Source organism: Salinibacter sp. 10B (assembly GCF_002954405.1).
Classification (GTDB): Bacteria; Bacteroidota; Rhodothermia; order Rhodothermales; family Salinibacteraceae; genus Salinibacter.
The window spans coordinates 135680-158528 of record NZ_MQWC01000005.1 but is presented as its reverse complement, the minus strand read 5'-3'; the positions used below and the strand labels follow the sequence as shown (position 1 = coordinate 158528).

The window sequence follows — 22849 nt, the reverse complement described above, 5'->3', positions numbered from 1 at the left end:
CACAGCCAAGCGCTATGCACTCGCAACTTCGACCGATTCTTCTACTGGGCAGTGCATTCTGGATGGTTTTCCTGGTTGGCCCGGCCAATGGACAGGGGCAAGCCGACCCAGCCCGAGACAGCCTCGACGCAAAGAAGGCAACGCAAGAGCGGCCGAGCTTCCGCCTTCTTCGTCAGGAAGAAACCTGGGGCGCCCTGTCCGGAGAGGAAGACGAACTGGCCTCTCTCAAGTACATTCCTCTCTTGCATGCCTCGAAGACGTTCTTGACGATCGGGGGGGAGGCCCGATCGTACGGACGATGGTACAGGAACGAAGGGTGGGGCGCAGGGCCAGCCCAGGATGGTTATCTGCTCCAGCGCTTCATGCTGCACGGCTCGCTTACAGCGGGCGGAGCGCCGAATGGGCTGTGGGGGCGAGGGTTCGCGCAGCTCAAAAGCGGCCTCATTGCGGGGCGGGACGGACCCGTGTACCCGCCGTCCCGTGACCGACTGGGCGTCAACCAGGCATTCCTGGAGGTTGGGTTTGCACGGTCGCCGGAGCGGGAGTGGCTCCTTCGCCTGGGGCGACAGGAACTGCACTACGGGGCCGGGCGGATGATTGCGGCCCGTGAAGGGCCGAACGTGCGTCTTGGATTTGATGCGGTACTGGCCCGCTACGAGGGGCGCCGCTGGCGCGTGGATGCATTCGCGGCCAAGCCGACCGAATCGCTGCCCGGAGCACTGGATAATGGCTGGATGCGGGGACGCACCCTCTGGGGGACGTACCTGCGTCGAACCCGGGCGAGTAGCCCCTCCATTTCTCTGTATTACTTCGGCACGAGGCGCGCGCCGTCGCCTCAACAGCCCGGCCTGCAGGCGACCCGACACACGGTTGGAGCGCGTGGGTACGGGACGGTGGGTCAACTGCAGTACGACCTGGAGGGGACCGCTCAATTCGGGCACTATCATCTCAACGCACCGCCCGAGAGTCAGGGAGGCACAGCGGAGGGACCGATCCGGGCCTGGACACTTGGGGGACGCGTTGCTTATCGAGTTCCGGGGGCTGCAGGCCGGCCTGAAATTGGTCTACTTACCGACATCAGCAGTGGCGACGCTGGCAGCACAGACGCCCTGGAAACCTTCGCTGCTCCGTATCCCTCGGGCCGTTTCACCGGTGCCGGCAGCCGAATGGGACCGGGCAACTTAGTCAATCTGCGCCCGTTTCTCGGCGTCCGACCACACTCGAATCTCCACGTTCAGTTGCGGGGACATCTCTTTTGGCGCCTGCGGCCAACGGACGGAATTTATGCCATCTGGGGCGCTCCGCTCCGCCGTTCTCCATCTGCGAAGGCGCGGTTTGTGGGTGGAATGCCTGAGCTATTGCTCCGCTGGGACGCAGGGCGGCACGTGAATGTCGCAGTCGAGGCGAGCCACTTCCTGACTGGGGAATTTCTCCGACAGACTCCCGCAGGGCAGGCGATGACACATGTTGGCCTTCGGGCGACATATCTGTTCTAGCCCGCGTTCTTCACGACAAAAGTTGAACGTTTCCTACGAGGCGTGGCCGGAGTGCTCCTTGATGTGCCGTTTGGGAGCGAGGAAGGGGGTGAGGGAGGCCGCGCTCACTGGATGAGGAGGACATTCCTCAGGTGCAGGCCCTCCTGAATGACGAAGGAGTCTCCACCGCCGACGTCTGCGAGCGGTTTGGGATCTCAAAGGCGACCTTGTATCGGTACGTCGGGCCGGAGGGAGAGCGCAGGCGCTGAGTGAGCCATCCAAGTCGACGGGCCAGAGCCTCGAACTGTATCAGTCTACATGCATTTTACATGCATAATGCATGAGCGACCCCATTAAAGGTAGTTTAGGGAGAACGCCCAAACTCAATCTCTCGGAATAGACCGATCTGATTATGGCGAACCTAACCGTCAAGGATCTACCAGACTCCCTCTACGAAAAGCTCAAGTCTCAGGCCCACGCCAATCGGCGCTCGATCGCCTCGGAGGTGACGGTGCTTCTGGAGCGGGCCCTTGGGGAACGCGCTACTCCTGAGGAAGAGCTCCTCCAGCGTGCTAAACGGCTCCGAGACCGAACCCCGACTCGCCTTACCGAAGAGAAGCGCCGGGAGGCCCTCCGGCGAGGAAGGGCGTAACGGGCTTCCTTTGGCTTTCTTACTTCACATCTGCACAGTCGATGATCGTTGCCGACAATACCCTCATCAGCTACTTCACGATCGAAGGAGAGTTTACCGAAAAGGCGATACAGGTTCGGCAGAGGGATCCGGAGTGGGCTGCACCGTTGCTCTGGCGTGCGGAGTTCTTGAACGTCCTCTGGCTTCACGTTCGGCAAGGAGAGTTTGACCTGGATCTGGCGATCCAACACATTGATCTGGCCGAGGACCTGATCGGGGGACGGAGCTATGATGTGGCCCCAACGGAGGTGCTTCGTCTGGCTACCCAGTCGGGCTGTTCAGCCTACGCCTCCCACTACGCGGCCCTCGCCCAGCAGCTGGACGTCCCCCTTATCACTCATGATGGAGAAGTTCTGGAGGCGCTCCCAGAAACGGCCGTTCATCCGAATGACTTTCTCGAGTGAACGGCGGGAAGAGGCTGCCTATAAGAACGGAACCCTAGGTAACTTCACTTCTGGTCAACAATCTCGACATCAGCTTCGAGGTTCTTTTCTACCTCCCGATCGTTAACAGTCCAGTCGAGCGCCGTTTGGAGAGTGTAGGTTCCCGGCTCAGCATACCCTTCAACTTCGGGGCTTCCGTTGGGCGCGTTCAGCAAGGCCTTGAGGTCGGAGGGTCTCTCGCGAGTCTCCTTGCCTGAGAGTGGCCACGTAAAATGCTGCATCGTGCAGTCCTGAAACGAAGCGCCTACTTGAGCACTCTTTGCAGATGCCAACCTTGCCGATAAATCTTCCTTGTCGCCACTCCTTTGACTCTTCCGATTTCCAGTCGATCCAGCAAAAGGGGCCGGCTCCTGCTCGAACCAGACGGCGCCGAAACTCGCACAGGACCGTGCGTTCGAAGCCCGAATCGATTAGCGCCAGCCCGAGGGCATACTTCCAATCCAGGCGAGCGCGAACAGCCTTTTGTCGGACGGAGAGATTCTCCATGTACTGAAAGACCGTGACAAGAGCCAAGCGCCCCCTGCGGATAGGCTGGCGGTCCGCGGTGAGAATACAGCTCGGCGAAGTCCTCATCTCGGTAGATCGGCCCCAGTCCGTCTCGGATCTGAAGATAAGGATTCCCTCGTGGAAGGGCGGCCTTCGCGACCGAAGCGGTCTCTGGAGGAACGACCTCGAAAAACTCGGGCTTGAGTGTCCGGCTCTCTAGACCCCGCATGATTCGCCAACGGCGTCCGGTTCTTTTCTGCAAAGCGAGGACCTGCCTTGATTGCCCGAGGACTTTCACGGAAAGACCTAACTGAATAGATGGCTCGTGCACTTGATTCCCCGATCTCAGCCAAGTGCGGGGACCCCTGACCATAGCGTGAAGACAAGCGCACCGAATACAAGAAGAGCCCCGCAAGTGTGAGCCCATCGGCTCTTCGTGAAAACCAAGTACGCCAGAAAGGCAACCAATACTCCGTTCTGTGCGAGAGAAGATACAACCTGAAGGGGGGTAACCTCCCCTCGAGCGAGATTCAGAGGAACGACCACGGCCTGTCCGATAAGTACCGTCCCGACCAGCGTCCCAAAAAACCACCGTCGGTGCCCCCTTGAAAAATAGAAGTCTTCCAGATTTAATTGCTCCTCGACCGAGGGTTTTGAATTGGAGACGGAGGTAGAGGGCCCCCATCTCAGATCCGGAAGCGCAAAGGCAGAGGCCAAGTACAATCCAGTGAAGAGAAGCAGGACTGGGAGGAAGGCCAAGGCGTTGGCAAACAGTTCAAGTTGCAGAAGACGAAAAGAGATCCACCACAACTGCAGAACAATGAGAACCATGTTTACGGCCCAGAGGAGAGGCAGCCAGTGCCATCGGACGGGTCGGCTCGGTCGAACCAGTTCTCGAAGGCTTTGGGCGAGATCGGTGATGCCTAAGCCGACGATGATAGAGATGAGAGCGACGAGGTACTCAAGTTGACTCATGTGGATCAGAGACTGTCTCCAGTGTCTGCGAAGGAGAGGCGTTTGGGGAATATTCGAGGCATCGCAAATCGGTCCGTTTGGGCTCTGCCGACCTTCGACCTTGACGTCTGATCCGGGGTCAAAAAGCTACTTATCCGATCCGGAGAGACTCATGACACCTTTCTCCCGGTTCTCATAGTGCCAACGATTCCCACCAATCCCTCTTCTTAGCTCGACTTTGGCCATCTGAGCACAAGACGAGAGACAGCGTAGGCCGGTAGCTTTGCCGTTAAACAATGCTACCGATTGCACTATGCTGCCTCCCGAACTTGCTCCGGTGATGATACCGTTTCGTTCCCTTTTCCCCAAATCGGTCCGGTGGGCGCTGGTGCTCCTCGTCGGAGCCCTCCTGGCGGTACGAGTCCGCACCGTCACGGCGGCCCTGCACGTGGTAGGACGTGCCAAACCTTGGGGCCTCTTCTCCCTGGTGACGCTGATGGCGGACCGGCTGTCACGGACCGGCGCACTTGAAGTCCAACGAGACGCCTGGTGTGAAAAGCCACGTTCCAGCTTCAGCGACGCGCTGGCAGTCATTCGGATCCTATTGTTGAAACGGCAACGAGAACATTATTCGGGCCGGGACTACCGACTGGTATGTTGAAAATCCCTGCGGAGTTGTTTGAACGACTCCATCGCGCACTCTCCTACACCGCATAAGGCCAAAGTCGAGCTAGGAAGGAATCTCCAAATCTCAGTCAGGAAACTGCACAGGCTGCGGGTGAGAGTGAACAAGCTGAGGCGGAGAGTCCACAAGCCGGGAGCCAAAGTGAACAGGCTGAACAGGTAAGTCCAAAAGCTGCCCTCCAGCCACTTCCGAACGAGCCAGAGAGGTGCTGTCGATGGATTAAAAGACAAGGCGTCTCCCGAAACGCTTCGAGAAGTGATCAGGCAGTTGTGCCAGTAACGCCTCCTTTCGGCTGTGGAGCTGGCCCAGTATTTGGGACGGGGACGGCGATACCTGATACCTTCTCACGTGAAGCCAATGATTGAAAGTGGGACTCTGGAGCGCACACAGCTGCAGGTTCCCAGCGGTCCGAATCAAAAGTACCGGGTACCGTCCGCCGCCGTTGAGGACTAAAGGTCCAACCGGCTGTTTTTCCCACATTCGCTATCTTGCAGCTCTGCGTTTGCGAATCAGCCGTTTCCGCTACCAGGGGCTTTCGGAATAGACGCAACTGGCGAATTCAGGTGACCACTTTCGGTTAGCAAACGGCGAGCGGCAGGTTTTGGCCCTTGACACTTGCTCACGTGAGGTTGATTGGCTTCAGAACTCGGTTCTTTTCAGTTACAAACGAATTTGATCAGTTAGAACGTCGAGGACACTCCCAAAACAGCTTTGTAAGTAACTTTCCCATCCGATAACCACGCGGTTTATCGGTTATTTTGGGTTGAGCGGTGGGGACTGATTAGACTCCTCTAGATATATAAGTTTGTTTAGGAATACACTCTATACTCTTTAGGCAAAAGACCGAACACAGCCTCCTTGCTAGGAGGTAAATTTCCCGTTGCAGATCGAAACTCGCCTTCTACAAAACGGATCTTCTACATAAGAGAGTTAGCTTTCTCCAATTGCACTCTGCACCCTGCTGTGAGAATCTTTCGTCTCTGGCTCGTACTGGGTGTCTTCGGGTTTCTCATTGGTGGTTGTTTTTCTCCCTACGACTCTGACGTGCATCCAACACGGTTGAAGCCGGTCGGTCAAAAGGCTACCTACCGTCCCGTTGATCTCGATGGCGATGGGCGTGACGAACGGGTTAGAAAGGGTCAACTGCCCAACGGGCAAAAGGAGTCTGTGATCATCAAGTCCATTAGGGGACGGGCAATGGATCAGGTGCACTTTGCGGGGCGGATTGTCTCTCTTCAGTTTCTGGACCTGACGCAGAACGGAAATTTAGAGATTGTCGCTGCCGTCGTCCGGGAAGATTCGCTTTTCTACAATGTAGTGGCGGCGGACGGAGAGAAACTTCGTCGTTTTCACGTGCTGTCTGGAGAGCCGCGGCGGGAGTCCGGGGGCACGATTCAATGGGATTTGCGAGGGGCTTACATTCGGCTGGCGGACGTGGTAGGTGATCGGAAGCCGGAGCTGGTGTCTTTCTTCAAGACAGGATATGCCCGGCAGCCCCGTGGCGTCTGGGTCCATACGTACCCTGAGGGACGGCAGGTGGGACAACAACGGATTGGCGGATTGGTCCAGAATAATCTCTATTTTGGAGATGCCGATAAGGATGCAGTGCTGGAGTGGGTTTTTGGTACAATAGCGACGAACAACGGCGCAGAAGCTGGAGGGATGAGGGACGACCGGGCGTATCTCGGGACAATCGAGGTTGGAGCTTCGCCCCGAGTGGAGTGGAGTCGAGAGATAGGAGAGACGTTTTCGGCGGTCGAGCTTGATCACGGTGACCTCGATGGCGACAGCCAACCCGAATTCGTGGCGCTTCGGGTGCCACGGTCAGGCCGACAGACAAGAAGTCCTCTCCGGCAGATCGACCCTGCGACGGGGGAGACGATCAAGCGCCATATCTCTAATCGAATTCTACAGTCGGTCCACGTCGGAGCATTGGGTCCTGAGGGACGTGACCGGATCGTTGTACGCGATGCAAACGGAACCCTTCAGGTACTCAATCACCAGTTTGAGGTTGTTCATCGCCAATCAATTGAGGCTAAGATCCGATCAGTCCGACTACACACCGACCTGAATGGCAATGGCCGGGAGGAGATTGTAGTACACACTGAAAAAGGCACCCTTTGGCTCGGAGCAGATTTGTCAGTTCTTGCTTCAACGCGAGAAGAGGGGGGCTGGAGAGTCGTTCAGACTGGTATTGGGCGGCCTCCGCTTGTCGCGATAGTCCAGGGCGGAACGATGGCACACTTCCGGTCCATGGAGAATGTCTGGTGGTGGGCGCACCGATACGGACCGGCGGCCGGGATCCTGATAGGCGTCCTTACGCTCATCGGGGTCGGAATCGTCGGCACGCGGCAATACCAGCGATTTCGGCTCCGAGAAGCAATTTACGAGCAGTCGGCCGCTATGTCAGATCAGGCCTGTTTGCTCGTGCATCCCCGTGCGGGAATTCAGTGGATGAGTGAGGCCCCTTCAGTCCTTTCGGAGCTTTCCGAAGAGAGCCTCTCCGACCGGACGGATCTTCGGGAGAGAACCCCCGAGCTTGCCGATTACGTTGACCGACTTGCAAGAAGGAGAACAGGGCCGCAGCCCGAAGAGATGATGATCGACGGGAAGGCGTTTACGATAACGTGCACGCCGCTGGAGGTCATGCGCAATGGACGGCCCTACTGGCTGGTGTGGCTGGATCCGGTCACCCCTGAAGTTGACGAGTATCAGACCCAGGGGCTGATGGCCCAGCGGGTAGCACACGACCTCAAAAATCCACTCACGAGCATTCTGCTCACTCTCCAGCGCATGCAGATGGCGTATCAAGAAGAAGCTCCCGAACTGGCTGACACGCTCGACACCTACACCGGTCGCATCGAGGAGCGCATCTCCTCGCTTCGCCGAATGACCACGAATGTGCTCAAGTTCGTGGGGAAAGAAGACCTGCGGCGGGCGCCCACAGACCTGAGCGCGTTTTTAGAAAGGGTAAGCGAGACCATCGAGCAGAACCTTCCTCCTGACATCGGTATGGAGCGACAGTTCGAGGACGATCTTCCTACGGTGCCAGTGGACCAAGACCTAATGCGTTCGGTCGTCGAGAACTTGGTCACCAATGCCATCGAGGCAATGTCTGAAGGTGGGATGTTGACAATTTCCACACAGTTGGCACGTGACTTGTACCTTGAAGGTAGTACAAGACAGCGTGACTACGTAATTGTGGAAGTGCGGGATACGGGCGTCGGCATGACTCCCGCCGAGCAGGAGCGCCTCTTCGAGCCGGGGTTTTCCTCCCGGGACGACACCGGACTCGGAATGGCCCTCGTGAAGAAAATTATCGACGATCACGGTGGGGAGATTGAAATTGAAAGCGAGTCCGATGTCGGGACGAGCGTCACACTATACCTGCCGACGGAGGAGGGACCTCCGTCTCCAGAGAGTGACTGATCGATTCAACTCACCTCTTGGTCATGTCAACACCTACTGTTCTCGTCGCCGACGACGATCCCCCCATTCGGGAAGGCCTCTGTGACGTGCTAGAGCACGAAGAGTACGATACCTTGGAAGCCAGCGACGGGAAAACGGCCCTAGCTCGACTTGAGAAGTCGATCGTGGACCTGCTTTTACTCGATCTCAAAATGCCCCGCGTGTCGGGAATGGAGGTGCTTCGCAAAACGGTGGAGGAGCATCCAGACGTGCCGGTCGTGATCGTTAGCGGAAAAGGTACCATCCAGAAGGCGGTGAAGGCTACCAAGATCGGGGCCTACGACTTTCTCGAGAAGCCCGTCAATGCCCAGCGCTTGCTCGTGACGGTGAGAAACGCCTTGGAGAGAGCCCGACTGGAACGCCAACGTGACCGCCTGCTCGAAGACGTGCGGGAGCGCTACCGCATGGTAGGCACCAGCGACGCCATGCAGCGCGTCTACGACCGTATTGACAAGGCGGCCGGGTCGGACTGTCGCGTGCTCATCACCGGAGAGAGCGGTACAGGAAAGGAGTTGGTGGCTCGGGCCATCCATCACAATAGTGAACGGGCAGGGGCTCCGTTCGTGACGGTCAATTGTGCAGCCTTGCCCGAGGAGCTGATTGAAAGCGAGCTGTTTGGACACGAAAAAGGGGCGTTTACAGGTGCAGAAGGCGAACACAGAGGCAAATTCGCCCAAGCCGAGGATGGCACCCTTTTTCTCGATGAGATTGGCGATATGAGCCTCGCCGCTCAGTCAAAAACTCTACGCGCCATCGAGACCGGACGGGTCCAACCCATTGGCAGCGAGGAGCCTATCGAGGTCAACGTTCGCGTGCTGGCTGCGACAAACGCCGACTTGGAGACTGCTATCGAAGGAAGAGGGGACTTCCGTGAAGACTTATATTATCGGCTCAACGTTCTTCGGATCGAGGTGCCACCCCTCCGTGAGCGGCGGGAGGACATCCCGGATCTGGTCGCCCATTTTTTATCCAAGGTGACTAAGGAGGAGGCCCCGGATCTCGGGGAGGACGCCCTTGCACTTCTCATGAGCCACGACTGGCCCGGCAATGTGCGTGAGTTGGAAAACGCGATCCGGCGGCTCGTGGTGCTTAACGAGGGGGACTCAATTGGGGCCGGAGCCGTCGAGCAGGCATTGGACGAACCGGAGCAGAAATTCTCCTCGGAAGAAGTCGGTCTTCGTGCTGCTCGTGACCAGTTCGAGGCCGCTTACATCCGCCAGGCCCTCCGTGCTCACGGCGGGGCTATTCAATCCACCGCCGACGCACTCGGCATTGACCGTTCTTCGCTCTGGCGGAAGATGGATGAGTATGGGATTGAAACCCAAGAATAAGGGCAATTCGACCGAGGGTATTTTTGGAAAAGCTGTGTTCCATGTCTGCAACGAAGAAGATTTTGGACGTTGCATGTCTGCAATAAGCGTACAGGGATCACTTCTTTTTTTACTCCAGAGTTCAGGTTTAGAAAAGGAAATGCATCGACGTTTTCGTTGGGGAGCGGGTCTTTAATGAAAGGATTTGAGGAGAACAGGACACGGAGTTCGATTTCTCATCGAGACCCGTCTGTTGTGGGCGGTACTCGACAGCGATTCTACCTGCAAGCCTCTGATTCTTAGTATTTCAAGGCCACTCTTTTCCATTATAGAGGTGAATCAGAAAGCGCCTGAAGAGTCGAAGGGGTACTAGAATCCACCGATTGCCCCTCCACCGAACAGGCCGTAGATGTGAGTTTCGATCTGTCCGTCCCAGTCCCTCAAAAAGGTAAGAAAGGAAGGGGATTATCTCGACAATCGGGAATAAGGAGAGGTGCACTCCTGCAACATTCGATATTCTCGGTGTTGCAGACACTCAACTTTCGGAGCAAATCAAGTCCTGTTTTTACCACATGTTTTAGCCTTTTCCCAACATCGGCTTGAGTAATTGATTGTGGAATCAGATTTGAGGGAAAAAGTCCCAAACAGGGTACAGATATTACACTTCGTGGCACGTGTCAGACACGAACTGGACGGTTCAGGCTCAGATCGCACTAGGCTCTAAGAATAAGGTGCTGTGCTGAATGGCTACACGTCGTTCTCCTAGCTTCTGCAAAGCTACGTGGTTTGGGGAAGGAGGCTGTGAGGTTGTTGATGCTCAAATGAATGTTATAGGTGCGGTCGATCCACCGTCCTGAGGGTGTCTCAGTATCACTCACATCATCGTGAGCCTATTCTAAACTCAAGTAAAATACCCTCTATCCATGCGACTTACTCGCTCACTTTTAGCCTATCTTGTGACAGTAACTTTGACTTTTTTATTTCTCGGTTGTGGCACTGGGCAAGGAGAAACTACCTTGAGAGCTAGTTTCATTACCGAGCCTAATGGAGGACAATATGTGCAAGAAATGGAGTCCAGAATCGAATTGGACCGCCAGTTCGAGGACAAAAGTGGTCTCTTTCAGTCATCACCCTCCCCGGATAATATTTCGGTAACGGTAGAGTGGGTAGCTGGTGGGGAGGTAAAAGAAACTTCACAGGTTACGGTTACCAATAAAGAAGAAACTTATAGAGCTAGCATTTCGACTCGTGATTCAGATTTATACTTCGTTGGAGAATGGTTTGTGCGGATACGTTGGAATGACGATGATGGTCAACATCGGGTTCGTTCCGGCTCAGCTTTTTGCACTTTGCCGTCACAGGCGAACAAAAATGAGAGACCAATCTCATACCAAGAAAAGATAGAAAGAATGAAAGGGTATTAAAAGCTTAATATTGTGAGTCTTAAAACGAAACACAAATATACAAAACGAAAAGTACCAATTATATTGGGGGGGGGTAAATCGTATTGCTGAACAACAAATAGTGGTAATTCTCATTCTTTCATACTAGAATTATGAGTAAAAAGGTAGGAAGCTCTTCGCTCACGCTTTTTTTCACGGCCCTCGTCACCGCAGCCCTGCTCACAGGGTGTGCCACTCTATTTTCCGGCACCTCTGATGAGATACGCTTCGAGAGTGAGCCATCTGGGGCGAAAATTATGATTGACGGGGTTGAACGTGCAGAGACGCCTGCAGTCGTTAACGTCAGTCGAGATGCCCTGAACGACATGACAGTAACCCTGAAGAAGGAGGGTTACGAAGCGGAGAGACTGCGACTTCAGAAGGAGTTTGCCACAGTGGCAGTTCTAAATCTTGGGAACGTATTATTCTGGGGGATTGACACCTTGACGGGAGCTGTCATGAAATATGGAAAAACCGAATATGCCACAGAGCTGGAGCAAGCAGAATCGTCAGCGTCCCTGTTGGACAAATCTGAAACCTATACGGCGGACGTCGGTCCCAAGGCGTTTTCGATCGAGGAATTGCGGGTTGACTCCTCTGGGGAAGTTATAGTTCCCCAACATGAAGGGGAGGTGATCATCCATGACGAGGATAAAGGTCTCGCTTACGTTGTTGAATAGGCAAGCTTCTTTTCTTGATCGAGTTCGTATTTCCCCGGTGGCCGGAAGGCCATCGGGGGTTTTCATCAAGTCCACTTTATTGTGTAAACTGGACTGTCTATTAGGCAGGTTGAAGAGTCTGATTGGAGGATTCTGATTGTCGTTAGTCAGCTGGTTTCTGTGATCTGCTCCTCACGCCACTCGTAGAACTCGTCCATCGGTGAGGTAGGGGGCAGTTGACCAGGGCAATCCCAGAATGACATCTTCATGTTTTTCGGCCAGCAATGCCCCGTCGAGGCGCCAGACGGGTGCCTTGTTCGGAAAGGTGCGAATCGCCTTTTCGCGACGGTGCACTTCTTGGATGCGTTGTGCGACCATGTTGGAAGTTCGGTGCCGCAGACGGTACTTCCCGGCCCGGGCCAGCGGCAGTCGCGTCAAAAAGGCTCTCCTGAAGCACTTCAAGAGCTGACCTCGCTTCCACCGGTAGTAGATCTGCTCGGTGACGCCAATGTCGCGGACCGCGTCAGCAACGGTGCGGCCTTCGGTCCGAGCGGCCTCGACCTTGCGGAGCTTCGTGATAATCTGATTCGGGGTGTGTCCAGTCTTTTTTCATGGTCGGTCAGGCTGGATTGGATCACCTGATTAACATACACACTGGATCAGGTATTGGGGCAGCACCTCACAGACCGACTTTTCACTATACATAGAGACCCCCAACGTGATGTACCGGTCTTCTTGTAAGGTTTTCCCCTTGCACATCTTATGTACTACACTCTTGATATTTGGGCTGGCTGCCTGTGACAGTTCTGGCTCCGGTATGGAGCAAGATGAAAACAGCGATGATGAAGAACAGGATGTTGTTCTGGCCGATGAAACAGCAGTGATAGACCCTGAAAACACATCACTTGAGAGGATTTCAGGAGATACCCTCGTTTTTAATCTCTCAAACTCATCTCCAGACCTAGCGGCCGACGATATTGTTGTCGGTAAAGATAAGGGGGGATTCCTACGGAAGGTGACCTCCGTGGCGGAAGAAGGAAATAAGGCTACTCTGATTACTGAACGGGCCTCCATCGTTGAGGCGCTCGACCGCGGGAAGCTAAACGTTGACTTCGATCTCTCTGGAGCGGAGAGGAAATCTTGGAAATGGAAAGCGGTCGAAACGGCCAAGGGAGTGAAGGCGAAGTCTAACGGCCTAGGTGTTGAAATGAACAACGTTAGACTCACTCGAGAGGCTGGTTTTGCGGTGACGTTTGAAAATGGAGAAGCTAGTTTCGACCCAAGTGTTGACTTTCAGTTTGATGTGGGGCTCAGTGGGTTACAGGAACTGAGACTGGCGGCCCAGGGCGAGCTCGGCTTCCAAACCGACGTAAAGGCGACAGCGGAGGGCCGTGTCCAAGGAGAGACGACCAAATCACTTGCCAGGTTCACGGCGGGTTCGATAACGTTCAATGCTGGTCCATTTCCAGTCACAATCACTCCTGTTTTAGAATTTGTGGCGGGGTATCAGGCCAATGCAGAAGCAAGTGGCACTGTATCAACCGGTATACAATCAACGAACAGATTGACGCTGGGTGCTCACTATAAGAACGGGTCGTGGTCACCAGTTTCGGACCGAGACGCTACACTTAGCTCATCGGGTATTGACTGGGACACCAATCTCTCGGCTCAAGCAAAAGGATATGTCAAACCGGAGCTCACTTTTAAAATCTACAGTGGGCCTGGTCCCTTCGTGAACGCAGGACCGTATGTTCGTGCAAAAACCCAAGTGAATCCCTCTTTCGAGTGTGGGATCTATTCTGGCTTGGACGCGGGCTTTGGCGGATCTGTAGAGTTTATGAGTTACGGTCTCGCGCGATTTGAGCACACATACAGCATAGCAGAGAGGGAACTGCTCGATCGCTGTGGAAAAACAGAAGCAAGCGTATCTGGATCTGTCACGGACAGTGAAACTGGGAAAGGACTTGAGAATGTCAGTATCTCTGGCTCTGGTGCTGCGTCTGGCGAAGAGCTATTTTCAACCTCCACGGACGGAAGTGGTGCGTTTGACACAACGTTTGAGGTCAGGCTGGATGAGAAACCGGACTCACTGACAATATCCGCGTCTACTGGTGGTTACAATTCCTCCGAGAAGACAATCCCCTTCGCGGAATCGATGACCGCCGATTTTGGGCTGTCGCCCGTGACGGCGCAGCTCTATCTCAGTTCTGAAGATGGCTTTTACAAAATAGATACCGAAACGGCCGGAGGAGAACTGTTTTACGAGTCTTCCTCCAACCCAACCGCGGGGACGGTCGAACTCTACGACCATCTCTACGCCGGGTGGGAAAGGGGAGAAGTTCAGAGAATCGACACAAAGACCGGAGAGGTCGAATGGAATTATACAAGTCCTGATAGCGCCGTCGTTGCGATGACAGTAGGTCCCGACGGATACGTTTACGCAGGATCTTGCGATCCGGCATTGCACAGAGTGAGCGCCGAGACAGGCCAGCAAGATTGGACGTATGCCGAACACGAGAAATGTGTAGCTAGAGTCTCACTCGGTGCCAACGGCCACGTTTATGCCTCCGGTGATTCAGATTTGCATAAAATCGATGCCCAAACAGGAGAGCGAGAATGGGCCACCGCCACTTCTAACTACGACGGGTTCGTCCAAAGCGTAGCAACAGGTCCTGACGGCTCCGTTTATGTCGGTACCGCAAACCTTTCGTTAGATGTCAATGGGATGGTGTCCAGAGTCGATCCCGATACCGGCGCGCAAGAGTGGAGTTATTCTGCTGACAAGGACATGGTTACCGATGTGACTGTGAGTTCTGGGGGACACGTATACGCCGCTGCGTTCTACAACGATGAGGTCCATAAGATTAACCCAACCACGGGCGAACAGGAATGGACGTATACTGCTCCTTCAAACCCAGTATTGGAAGTTAGTGTCGGCCCCAAGGGTGATATTTACGCCGCACCTCCTGGGTCACTCCACAAGATCGATGGTGACACAGGCGAGCAAGAATGGGTTCTTGATTATTCCAGTACGGATTGGATCATCCAACAAGACGATGGGGAATCCGCCAGAGGGCAAGTGTTGCCTGTCGAGCCTGGAGAATCATGGATCTCGCAGGGGCTTGCTGAGTGATCGGCTACACCCCTTGACCATTTAGGCGAGGTCCAAATCAACACTGACGGCCAGAGCGGAACCGAAAGCGATCCCAGCGGAGAGGATTCAACAACGCGGTTTGCGAATCCTCCTGATAGACCGTGATGTACTCCTGGTTCGAAGTGGACTTGGTTGGTCGGGGGGGCACCACGAACTGAGGCCTACCACCCGCACGGGGATGAGATTTAACTTCCCGCACCTCGGTAAGGGGGTATAGGTGGGGGTCTTTCTCCGCGGCCGAGTTCGGTTTTTTCCTATTAAGGCGGCGCCCTGACTCAAGCCGACCGTCTGAGAGTCTCGGGAGACGCCTCAGACAGAGCCCCCAAGGTATCAGCACAAGGAGAGGCGAAAATCACTTCCTTTAAAGCCCAATTCCCTCGGCCGGGTTGTCCTGAACGGTCCCCGCTTCCTCGGGCGCGGAGGTTGAACGTCTCCCAGCTCTGGTGCCCGGAGTGCTTCTTGATGTGCCGCTCGGTTTTGCGGGCCCGGATCGCCTGTGTGATGAAGCCGGCCCAGAGAAGGGGGGGCGAGTACGCCTCTGGGGCGAGGCCGACCGGTCCCGCGTCAACTCCCGATCATTGATATGAGCGTCTCAGGACCGTAGGGCGTGAGAGGCCCGCCCGTGAAGTCCTGCTCGTTGCGAGTGACAACGATCTCGGCTCCAGCTTCCTTGCCGGCCGCCGCGAGATAGACATCCTCGAAGTCTGCACCTTGATCGGCGTCGAGTGCCACCCGCAGAGTCGCCCTGTTCATGAGGGCAAAATCAAAGACCGCTTCGAGGGTCTCGAATAGAGGCCGAGGGTCGACCTCGTAGTGAGTCGTTGCCACGTACCAACATGTCGTAAGAGAGGTTGGGGCAACCAGCCCCGAGATCCGTCCCCGATCTACCTCAGACAGAAGCCGCAAGGCGACCTCATGGCTTGGGCGGTCTGGGACGGCTGCGTCAATAACAATGTTGGTATCGAAGAGAACGCGCACAGGCAAAAGGGGAAATGGAGGTACAGGTGGCCGTTCCGAAGTGGGCAGGGCCAGGGCATAGACCGTGGCCTAGCGGGGAGTTGAAGGAGGAGCGACCGTGATAACGAGCGGCCGTGAAGGGGACTATCGGTGCTTCTCGGCGGCGGCGTCGATCCAACGCTCAGTGTCTTCGTCCATCTGTACCGCAGGGGCCGGCTTGCCGAGGTCCTCTTTCAGGGTCTGAATTCGAGGGGAGAGAGTCCCTTCTAAGCCAGACTGCTTACCTGAGGCGTCCGGCAACTCTGAATGCTCGGAAGAGCGCCCGTCTCCACTCGTCGGCTCCCGAAGGAGAAGCCGGAAGTAGTCTTCGACGAGTCGCGAGACGGAGATCCCCCGCTCCTCGGCGAGTTGCTTGGCCCGTTCTTTCAGGTCGTCGTCCAGGCGCAGGGTGAGTTTTGATTTCATGGCTAACCCCCATACGTCAAGTAATTTGGTTTGTGACGTACACCGGCTGAAAAAGGGTGGGTTCCTCTTTCGGGTTCTCTCGGTGGAGGAGGCTCCTTTGGGAAAACGCCCTCGTCAGAGTCCGATATCCTCGGCGGGGTTGTCCTGAAAGGGCTCGGCTTCCTCGACATACTGGTTGAACGTCACCAACGAGGTCTAACCGGACTGCTTCTTGACGCGCCGCGCGCGTCCTTGCCCGCGCGGATTGCCTGCGTTGGTGAAACTCACCCAGAGTGAGTAGGTCGGGAATTCGTTTGGGCCGAGCCGGATCTTGACTCTCGCTCGGTCAAACAGAATAGTTAGAGCACCACTAGTTCAGTAGCTCCCTCTGGAGGTATCCGACGGAACTCCTTGCCGTTGAACGTCCGAAGTTCGTCGGCAGAGATTTTTTTCGGCGCAACAGGTGGGCAAAGCGTCGTAGATGGCCCCGCTCCCAAGCCCCAGATCCGCCATGCGCTGCAGAACCTTCAGGTAGTCTCTGCCTCCGAGTCGAACTATTTCCTCAACCGCTTCCGAAACGTTCTCCTCAATGAGACGCCGGGCCTGTCCGGGCGTGACTGTCGGACTGACCGGAAGGTCCGTCAGTGAGGAATAGCATTCAGCGAGAGCGTGGCTACTTATGATCAGACTTGTCTCTCCACGGTGGGCCGACTCCAGGTGCGAAGCTGCTTTCTCATGTTGGGGAAGAGCAGGAATGAGGGCCGGAACCAAAACGGAGGTGTCCAACAGAACTCTCATTGAATCGGTTGCGAAAGAGTAGGGGACAACGGGCGGAAAGGAGGCTTGCCAGGGACCGGAAGCTTATCTATCCAGCCCGGCGTGTTTTCGCGCGCTGGCGCTGCTCGGAGCGGAGTTGCTCGACCATGTCGAAGTCCTCCTCGGTAAGCGTTCCGGAGTGGACCAGTAGCTCACCTTTCTGTTGTAGCGCGGGAGTTTGTTCTTTGGGCCTGAGCGTGATGGCCCCTTCTTCATTGTCTACGCGAATCTCAAGAGAAGTGCCCGACTCAATACCGAGCGTACCTCGAATCTTTTTTTCGGGATGACAATCCGGCCGTAGTTGTCAATCTCTGCTTCCATGTCTGAAGAGGCAGTCTGCATCAAAGAATTAGACCGTTCATAGCCCGATGTCCTCGGCGGGATTGTCCTGAGACGTACCGCGAGAATAACGGAGTGGAGACGCTTGAGGCCAGTCAGGATTTGCGGAGCCTCCGGGATGCCGGTCTCCTCGCTCAACAAGAGCGGAGCACGGCCACCTACTACGAGCCGACTGAGAAGCTGCTTGGGGCCGAACCGACGGCGCAAGGGGAAATTCCGTTCGAGGAAACCGAACCGGACACCACACAAGCGGAAAAAGAAAATAATCAAGCTGAGGAAGAATCCTCAACGCTCAGCGAGGAAACTGCACAGGCTACGGGTGAGAGTGAACAAGCTGACGCGGAAAGTCCACAGGCCGGGAGCCAAAGTGAACAGGCTGAACAGGCAAGTCCACAGGCTGACCTCCAGCCGCTTCCGAACGAGCTCCGAGAGGCTGTTGATGGGTTAAAAGACAAGGCGTCTCCCGAAACGCTTCGAGACGTGATCGAACAGAGAATGCAGGTTCAAACTGCAAAGTGGTCCCCTGGAGCATCTTCCAATCTTTGTTCCAAAACGGTGGGATACTGTTGGCGAACCCCGTTTCAGGGCCCCAGTGCCGCAAACTGGGATGTTCGGGTTCGGGCCAGCGGGATGTCCATCAGCCAGTTGTTGATCCGAGTCAGGTTGATCGCCGCGGCGGTCGCGAGGTGCTGAAGATGGATCTTCGCCAGCCCGATGTACCGGGTCTGTCGAAGTCCTAAGGCGCGAACGGCCTGTGAGAGCGTTCCCTCCACACCCGCTCGTTTCTGGTAGAGTCGCTTGCCGTCCTCGCCTTCCATTTTGGCCCGGATTGTGGAGAGGGCCTTGTGCTGTTTTCCCGCCTGCATGATGAGCTGGCGACCGCTCTTCTTGGCTCGCGTACAGAGAGATTGGCTCGGACACGCCTGGCAGGTAGCCGTCGAGAAACGCACTTTCACGTAGGGACCGCGATCCTCATTGGCGTACTCTCCCCATCCGGAACTTTCTTTTCCTTCGGGGCAGGTTGCCTTCCGGTTCGCCCAGTCAATCTCGAACTGATCAGCGGTGTATCCGCCTTCGATCCGGGCCCTGCCAGCTTGGGTCCGGACGGGCCGGTCCGATGAGCTGAATGTCATGTTTTTCTTTACTGCTGAGGAGAATACCAGCGTCGACGTAGGCGGCATCTACAAGGTGCTGGCCGGGAAGCAAATTCTTGTCCGCAAGCCCGTCATGAATTGCTTCGGTACGACGGGCTTCGTGAGTAGTGGCCGGGATCGTATCTACGTGCGTAATCAGATGAGGTCGTTCATCGTCGCAGGTTTCCGTCAGATGAACCATGTATCCGGTCCAACTGGTATCGAATCGGGTGCGGAACCGAGCCTCCGGATCGTAGGGAGACTCCAGGATCTCAGAGTCAGAATCGATCTCCTTCGCAGGAATAAAAAACGGCCTTCTCGCCCTCTCCGAGCCGAAAATGACGCTTCCAGACCCTCCGGAGAAACTCGGTGCAAGGCAGGCCTGTGAGCCGGGCTGGGGCCTCCTTCTCCTCCAGCAGACGAAACAGGCGGTAGCCGTCTTGGCCGACCGTCTCGGCGTAGGCAGTCCGCTCGGCTTTCTTCGAAGGGAGACGGCTATCCTCAATCCGCCGGCCATACCGGTCGAACCACTCGATAGGAGCGACCGATCGGAGCCACTCAGGCGCCACGGTCGCGAGTTCGTTAAGCGTGGCACGGAGCGTCTCTCCTACAAGTTCAAGACGGTTCAACTCCCGAACTGCCGCCAATACCCGCGTCGAGTCGGTGCGCTGAAGCCCACGGGCCTTCAAGAGGCTTCTCGCTCGGCACTGCTCCAGGAGACGGCCGAGGAGCAACTCTTCCTTGCCGCCAGCGAGCAGGCGGGACCGAAACTCGCTCAAGATGCTGAAGTCGAAGCCCGGATCGGTCAGCTCCAATGCAAGCAGATACTTCCAGTCGAGTCTGACGGACGTGTCCGTCTGCCCCGCACCGTCTCGGCGGCCTGCCGATCGGAGAGGCCCTCGGCGAACTGGAGGATTTTGACCAAGGCGAGACGCCAGGGAGCGTATGCAGGCTGGCCGCAGTCCGGATACAACTCAGCGAAATCCTCGTCGCTGAAGATCGCTCCGAGCTTATCGCGAAGGCGGATGGAAGGGCACCCTTTGGGAAAAGCCCTTCGAGCTACGCGCTTAGTATCCAGTGGAATAGAGGGAAGAGACCTAATCTTGAGGGACATCGTCGTTGGGAGCAGGAGGAAACAGACAAAGGTCCTCTTCTACTCCCGAACCTTGAAATGCTCCACGCCAGGAGTTCGCCAACAGTATCCCCTGGTTTTTGAAACGATGGAAGACGCCTTACAGAAGGCGCTCTTACGAAAGGGTGTTCTAAAGAAAAGAGGGTCCTAAAGCGACGAGAGCTTCTCCCGGACCCGGCGAACCAACGCTCCAGGTCGCACCACCTGCACGCCAGGGTGCCCCGGCTCATAATCCTCGACGTTATACGTCGTCAGGTACCGGCAGTTTGCCTCAAGGGCGGACACAAGGTGAGACAAATCCTTCCAGTCGGCCCGCCCTTCGTGGGGATTTAGCGCCTCTCGACCCGGGGACTCTCGGACCTTAAGAGCCCGACCAACGAGGCGCTCGAAGTCGCCGATTGCGCCCGGAAGCTTTGCCCGAAGATTGCGCCGGCACTCTTCGACGGCGATCTCCGAGGTGATCCCATCCACAAGGGGGATCTCTGAAAGGGTCAGTAGTACCTGACTCCCGCTGTGCTGGGAGGGAGAGGACGCCCCAGCGAAAAGAACGTCCGCGTCGACGTATACCCGAAGGTGATCTTTGCTGGAAGGATTGGGGTTGTCGCGAGAGGTCGAATCGTCACTCATTACCGGCTCCAGACCGATTTTGAGAAGCACTTTTCTGAGAAGCATTTCCGGTAGAACCCTCTTCACCGGTTGGTGCTTCCCCGTAACGATCCCTAACAAGGGCCTCTCGCTCCTCTTTAAGCCGGGTCAAAAGTTCCTCGGTTGACAGCCCGGTCTCTTCTCGAAGCTCTTCGATCTTGTCTTCGAGGTCAGGCTCTTTGAGGTCAGGCATAGGGAGGTGCCCCGATCGGGGCGGTTATTCGCGAGTGGATTTCGTGCTTTAGCCAGGAATCAGTCTGCGATCGATCGGAAGGGATTCTTCCGTCCCGATCTCAATCTCCTCAAACGATGGATGGGACGGGTTCAACAAGTAGTTGTAGCTGTAGGGCACCACGACCGACGGCACCCGAAGCGCGACCGACTCTTCCCGGGAGGCCCACCGGTTACCCATCTGCTGCGGCTGGGAAGGAGGAGGATGCTGGTCCCATTCGTCCGGCAAGCCGGGTTCTGAAACCTCAGATACTAGGTCCTCGGGAAGCCTCGCCTGAAAGAAGACGTAGCTGCGGAGCTGATGGTAGCGCTCCAGGCCCGTGAGCGTCTCCAAAAGTGCCAGGGCAAGGCTCTCGGACGTGTAGACGACAGCAGTTCCTGGGCTGTTGAACCGACCCCCGTACTGGCGAGCCCCCTCGCCGCTGAATGCTGAATTGGCGTACCGCTCATGCGTGAGTCGCCAGATTGTAAGCTCAGCCATGGAGAAACGCGGAGCTGAGAGACTAGAAGCGCTCCGGAAACGACAACATCAAACCGGGACAACGTCAAGCCGGAATGCCGTGCTTGATCCGGCCCAGGAGCCGCTCGGCCTCGCGGGCCCCGGGCTCTAACCGGGCGATCTCGAGGGGCACCTGCTCCCCCAGGCGCATCTGCGGGCGCTTCAGCCAGCGTCGCGCTTCTTCTTCGCTTTCGAAGACATCGGTCGCTTTGCGAAAGAGACGAACGATCCGGTAGAGACGCTCTGATTCAACGGCGTTCAAGGTGCCGTTCTCCCGCCGGCGCTCGAGGGTCCGAGGCGAGATCCCGAGGAAGGAGGCCATCTCCTCAGGCGCGAGGTCGAGCCGCTCCTCGACCTCGCTGGCCAGGCTTGCCGGAAGCCCCTCCTCAATTGAAGCCAGAAGTCCAGAGAGCTCGGTTGCCTCGAGCTGATCGAGAGAGCGAGGAGGAGCCTGAGTCGCGGGAGAAGACATAAGAAGCGCAGACTGTCAAGTAATAGCCGACACAGTGCTTGGTACTAAGAACAGGACGGCTGTGTTGCATCGGACAAAAACCCCGGCCTTCCTCAGGAGCTGCAAAAGCTTAGAGCCCAATCCCTTTCGCAGGATTGTCCTGAAAGGTCCCCGCCTCCTCGACGTACTGGTTGAAGGTCTCCCACGAGGCGTGGCCGGAGTGCTCTTTCACGCGCCGCTCGGCTTTGCCCGCGCGGATCGCCTGCGTGATGAAGCCCGCCCGGAGGGAGTGAGCCGAGTATTCCTCCGGATCCAGGCCGGCGCTTTCAGCGTGGCGCTTGAGGACCGTAGACACGTACTGGGCCGTCATCGCCGACTCCCCGACCGACTCCCCACGGTAGAAGCGGCGGAAGATGTCCCCCTCAAAAGATCCATCTACCTGTCGGTCTGCCGCCTGAAGCCACTGCCGGAGGGCGGTGACCGGGCAGGTCTCTTTGTTGGACCCGTAGGGAAGGCCCTTGACGAGCCCCGTGCCTTCCTGATCGCTTTTCGAGCGGCGAACGTAGACGTTCACGCCCTCGCCCTCGATAAACTGAACGTCCTCCGTGGTGAGGGCCACCAGCTCACTCCGGCGCAGCGCCCCGGTCCAGCCGACGAGGAGGAGGGCCCGGTCGCGAAGGGCAGTAAGTGTAAGGCGCCCAGTGGGGCCGCCGTCGGAGCTGGAGTAACGGGGCAGGTGCTCAATGATGGACCTGAGGTCCTCGACCATAAGAGAAGGGGCGCCATCTTGCTGCCGCGTTTTCTCCCGGACGATGCCTTTCCAGATTTCGCGCAAGGGACCCTCGGCCACCGACGCCGGCGACTCGTGACCTTCCTCTTTATGGAGGGAGGCTATTGCGGCGAGGCGGCGTTCGAGCGTGGCGAGGCGCAGCTCATCGGCTCGGGCCCCGAGGTAGAGCCCGATCGTCTTCGGTTCGGCGGGAAGCCACTTCCGATCCATTTTTTTTACACCAGTGCCGGAAGTCCTCCAGGTCGGCCGCGTAGGCTCGGATGGTGTTCTCTGCCTGGCTTTGGGCAGCAAAGTCCTCTAGGCGGCCGAGGCTTTCCTGGAGTTCGCGGAGACGCTCTGGATCTTCGAGCGCCTGTGCGTCAGGGGCGCCGTCAGAGCCGTCGTCTGGGTCTTCCCCCGGATCGGACTCATTTTTTCCGATCTCAGAGAGGGGCGGAGGGGCAAGCTTGTCTGCACGCCTCGGGTTTTGGTTCGAATCTGGATCGTCTTGAGAGGTCCCCTCGCTCTCGGGTGATTCATCGATCTCGGGTGAGGCCTGGCTGTCTCCGCCTGGAGGATTCGATGTACCGGTCATAGATTTACTGCAGTCTCTAAGCTGGGATCGCTGCGCCTCGTATTTGCCAAAATGAACTCGTGCTGGATAGG

21 protein-coding genes and 1 pseudogene are annotated in these 22849 nt (G+C 56.6%); 9 read left to right on the top strand and 13 right to left on the bottom strand.

Annotated features, from left to right (window positions below; translation table 11 throughout):
* The first annotated feature begins 14 nt into the window (after positions 1-14).
* The 3 genes from BSZ35_RS18360 to BSZ35_RS18345 all read left to right on the top strand — a co-directional run bounded on the left by BSZ35_RS18360 (position 15) and on the right by BSZ35_RS18345 (position 2570).
* Entirely contained in the window at positions 15-1496 is a 1482-nt protein-coding gene (locus BSZ35_RS18360; RefSeq protein WP_105014057.1) for an alginate export family protein, read from the top strand.
* 391 nt (positions 1497-1887) lie between these two features.
* Entirely contained in the window at positions 1888-2127 is a 240-nt protein-coding gene (locus tag BSZ35_RS18350) for a DNA-binding protein (protein WP_105014055.1), read from the top strand.
* 41 nt (positions 2128-2168) lie between these two features.
* Entirely contained in the window at positions 2169-2570 is a 402-nt protein-coding gene (locus tag BSZ35_RS18345; protein WP_105014054.1) for a type II toxin-antitoxin system VapC family toxin, read from the top strand.
* A gap of 44 nt (positions 2571-2614) precedes the next feature.
* Here the strand turns inward: BSZ35_RS18345 and BSZ35_RS19650 are convergent, their stop codons facing one another.
* From BSZ35_RS19650 to BSZ35_RS18335, 3 genes are all read right to left on the bottom strand, one after another.
* Positions 2615-2830 carry a hypothetical protein gene (locus BSZ35_RS19650; protein WP_181149508.1) on the bottom strand — a complete coding sequence of 72 codons (216 nt, stop codon included), beginning with the start codon at positions 2828-2830 and terminating at the stop codon, positions 2615-2617.
* On the bottom strand, positions 2730-3095 hold the full coding sequence (locus tag BSZ35_RS20260; protein ID WP_272483067.1) for a hypothetical protein: 366 nt from the start codon (positions 3093-3095) through the stop codon (positions 2730-2732). Before BSZ35_RS20260 ends, BSZ35_RS19650 begins: the two co-directional genes overlap by 101 nt.
* 345 nt (positions 3096-3440) lie before the next feature.
* Positions 3441-4070: a hypothetical protein gene (locus BSZ35_RS18335; protein WP_105014052.1), complete on the bottom strand. Its 630-nt coding sequence runs from the start codon at positions 4068-4070 to the stop codon at positions 3441-3443.
* A gap of 319 nt (positions 4071-4389) precedes the next feature.
* Between BSZ35_RS18335 and BSZ35_RS18330 the strand changes: the two genes are divergently transcribed.
* From BSZ35_RS18330 to BSZ35_RS18315, 5 genes are all read left to right on the top strand, one after another.
* A complete protein-coding gene (locus BSZ35_RS18330; RefSeq protein WP_146110172.1) occupies positions 4390-4710 on the top strand; it encodes a hypothetical protein in 321 nt (106 codons plus the stop codon).
* Positions 4711-5901: 1191 nt separating this feature from the next.
* The gene (locus BSZ35_RS18325) at positions 5902-8163 is read left to right on the top strand and encodes an ATP-binding protein (RefSeq protein WP_146110171.1); all 2262 of its coding nucleotides are present in this window, start codon (positions 5902-5904) and stop codon (positions 8161-8163) included.
* A gap of 23 nt (positions 8164-8186) precedes the next feature.
* A complete protein-coding gene (locus BSZ35_RS18320; protein WP_105014049.1) occupies positions 8187-9533 on the top strand; it encodes a sigma-54 dependent transcriptional regulator in 1347 nt (448 codons plus the stop codon).
* A gap of 902 nt (positions 9534-10435) precedes the next feature.
* Positions 10436-10936: a hypothetical protein gene (locus tag BSZ35_RS19360; RefSeq protein WP_146110170.1), complete on the top strand. Its 501-nt coding sequence runs from the start codon at positions 10436-10438 to the stop codon at positions 10934-10936.
* 131 nt (positions 10937-11067) lie between these two features.
* Complete coding sequence (locus BSZ35_RS18315) at positions 11068-11634, top strand: PEGA domain-containing protein (protein ID WP_105014048.1); 567 nt, start codon at positions 11068-11070, stop codon at positions 11632-11634.
* Positions 11635-11805: 171 nt separating this feature from the next.
* Here BSZ35_RS18315 and BSZ35_RS18310 read toward each other — a convergent pair whose 3' ends face one another.
* Complete coding sequence (locus BSZ35_RS18310) at positions 11806-12051, bottom strand: transposase (protein ID WP_258096794.1); 246 nt, start codon at positions 12049-12051, stop codon at positions 11806-11808.
* A 379-nt stretch (positions 12052-12430) separates the two neighbouring features.
* Between BSZ35_RS18310 and BSZ35_RS18305 the strand changes: the two genes are divergently transcribed.
* Entirely contained in the window at positions 12431-14746 is a 2316-nt protein-coding gene (locus BSZ35_RS18305) for a PQQ-binding-like beta-propeller repeat protein (protein WP_181149459.1), read from the top strand.
* A 585-nt stretch (positions 14747-15331) separates the two neighbouring features.
* On the opposite strand, the gene BSZ35_RS18300 is transcribed toward BSZ35_RS18305, so the two are convergent.
* The 9 genes and pseudogenes from BSZ35_RS18300 to BSZ35_RS18250 form a co-directional block, all read right to left on the bottom strand.
* Positions 15332-15745 carry a PIN domain-containing protein gene (locus tag BSZ35_RS18300; protein ID WP_105014045.1) on the bottom strand — a complete coding sequence of 138 codons (414 nt, stop codon included), beginning with the start codon at positions 15743-15745 and terminating at the stop codon, positions 15332-15334.
* A 123-nt stretch (positions 15746-15868) separates the two neighbouring features.
* The gene (locus BSZ35_RS18295) at positions 15869-16189 is read right to left on the bottom strand and encodes a DUF6364 family protein (protein ID WP_105014044.1); all 321 of its coding nucleotides are present in this window, start codon (positions 16187-16189) and stop codon (positions 15869-15871) included.
* 1715 nt (positions 16190-17904) lie between these two features.
* Positions 17905-19570 (bottom strand): annotated as a pseudogene (locus BSZ35_RS18280) (IS1182 family transposase).
* A 165-nt stretch (positions 19571-19735) separates the two neighbouring features.
* Positions 19736-20215, bottom strand: coding sequence for a PIN domain-containing protein (locus BSZ35_RS18275; protein ID WP_105014041.1), 480 nt, complete (start codon positions 20213-20215; stop codon positions 19736-19738).
* Entirely contained in the window at positions 20208-20426 is a 219-nt protein-coding gene (locus tag BSZ35_RS18270; RefSeq protein ID WP_105014040.1) for a hypothetical protein, read from the bottom strand. Before BSZ35_RS18270 ends, BSZ35_RS18275 begins: the two co-directional genes overlap by 8 nt.
* 48 nt (positions 20427-20474) lie before the next feature.
* On the bottom strand, positions 20475-20945 hold the full coding sequence (locus BSZ35_RS18265; protein ID WP_105014039.1) for an RES family NAD+ phosphorylase: 471 nt from the start codon (positions 20943-20945) through the stop codon (positions 20475-20477).
* A gap of 64 nt (positions 20946-21009) precedes the next feature.
* The gene (locus BSZ35_RS18260; protein ID WP_105014038.1) at positions 21010-21435 is read right to left on the bottom strand and encodes an antitoxin Xre-like helix-turn-helix domain-containing protein; all 426 of its coding nucleotides are present in this window, start codon (positions 21433-21435) and stop codon (positions 21010-21012) included.
* Between the two features lie 109 nt (positions 21436-21544).
* Entirely contained in the window at positions 21545-22414 is an 870-nt protein-coding gene (locus BSZ35_RS18255) for a site-specific integrase (RefSeq protein ID WP_105014037.1), read from the bottom strand.
* The gene (locus BSZ35_RS18250; protein WP_105014036.1) at positions 22347-22778 is read right to left on the bottom strand and encodes a hypothetical protein; all 432 of its coding nucleotides are present in this window, start codon (positions 22776-22778) and stop codon (positions 22347-22349) included. The genes BSZ35_RS18255 and BSZ35_RS18250 overlap by 68 nt, the downstream gene beginning before the upstream one ends.
* Between the last annotated feature and the right edge of the window lie 71 nt (positions 22779-22849).

Bases quoted from the DNA above. Each gene is read 5' to 3' on its own strand.
- BSZ35_RS18360 (WP_105014057.1), top strand. From the start codon at position 15: ATGCACTCGCAACTTCGACCGATTCTTCTACTGGGCAGTGCATTCTGG.
- BSZ35_RS18350 (WP_105014055.1), top strand. From the start codon at position 1,888: ATGGCGAACCTAACCGTCAAGGATCTACCAGACTCCCTCTACGAAAAG.
- BSZ35_RS18345 (WP_105014054.1), top strand. From the start codon at position 2,169: ATGATCGTTGCCGACAATACCCTCATCAGCTACTTCACGATCGAAGGA.
- BSZ35_RS19650 (WP_181149508.1), bottom strand. From the start codon at position 2,830: ATGCAGCATTTTACGTGGCCACTCTCAGGCAAGGAGACTCGCGAGAGA.
- BSZ35_RS20260 (WP_272483067.1), bottom strand. From the start codon at position 3,095: ATGGAGAATCTCTCCGTCCGACAAAAGGCTGTTCGCGCTCGCCTGGAT.
- BSZ35_RS18335 (WP_105014052.1), bottom strand. From the start codon at position 4,070: ATGAGTCAACTTGAGTACCTCGTCGCTCTCATCTCTATCATCGTCGGC.
- BSZ35_RS18330 (WP_146110172.1), top strand. From the start codon at position 4,390: ATGATACCGTTTCGTTCCCTTTTCCCCAAATCGGTCCGGTGGGCGCTG.
- BSZ35_RS18320 (WP_105014049.1), top strand. From the start codon at position 8,187: ATGTCAACACCTACTGTTCTCGTCGCCGACGACGATCCCCCCATTCGG.
- BSZ35_RS19360 (WP_146110170.1), top strand. From the start codon at position 10,436: ATGCGACTTACTCGCTCACTTTTAGCCTATCTTGTGACAGTAACTTTG.
- BSZ35_RS18315 (WP_105014048.1), top strand. From the start codon at position 11,068: ATGAGTAAAAAGGTAGGAAGCTCTTCGCTCACGCTTTTTTTCACGGCC.
- BSZ35_RS18305 (WP_181149459.1), top strand. From the start codon at position 12,431: ATGGAGCAAGATGAAAACAGCGATGATGAAGAACAGGATGTTGTTCTG.
- BSZ35_RS18295 (WP_105014044.1), bottom strand. From the start codon at position 16,189: ATGAAATCAAAACTCACCCTGCGCCTGGACGACGACCTGAAAGAACGG.
- BSZ35_RS18275 (WP_105014041.1), bottom strand. From the start codon at position 20,215: ATGAGTGACGATTCGACCTCTCGCGACAACCCCAATCCTTCCAGCAAA.
- BSZ35_RS18270 (WP_105014040.1), bottom strand. From the start codon at position 20,426: ATGCCTGACCTCAAAGAGCCTGACCTCGAAGACAAGATCGAAGAGCTT.
- BSZ35_RS18265 (WP_105014039.1), bottom strand. From the start codon at position 20,945: ATGGCTGAGCTTACAATCTGGCGACTCACGCATGAGCGGTACGCCAAT.
- BSZ35_RS18260 (WP_105014038.1), bottom strand. From the start codon at position 21,435: ATGTCTTCTCCCGCGACTCAGGCTCCTCCTCGCTCTCTCGATCAGCTC.
- BSZ35_RS18255 (WP_105014037.1), bottom strand. From the start codon at position 22,414: ATGGATCGGAAGTGGCTTCCCGCCGAACCGAAGACGATCGGGCTCTAC.
- BSZ35_RS18250 (WP_105014036.1), bottom strand. From the start codon at position 22,778: ATGACCGGTACATCGAATCCTCCAGGCGGAGACAGCCAGGCCTCACCC.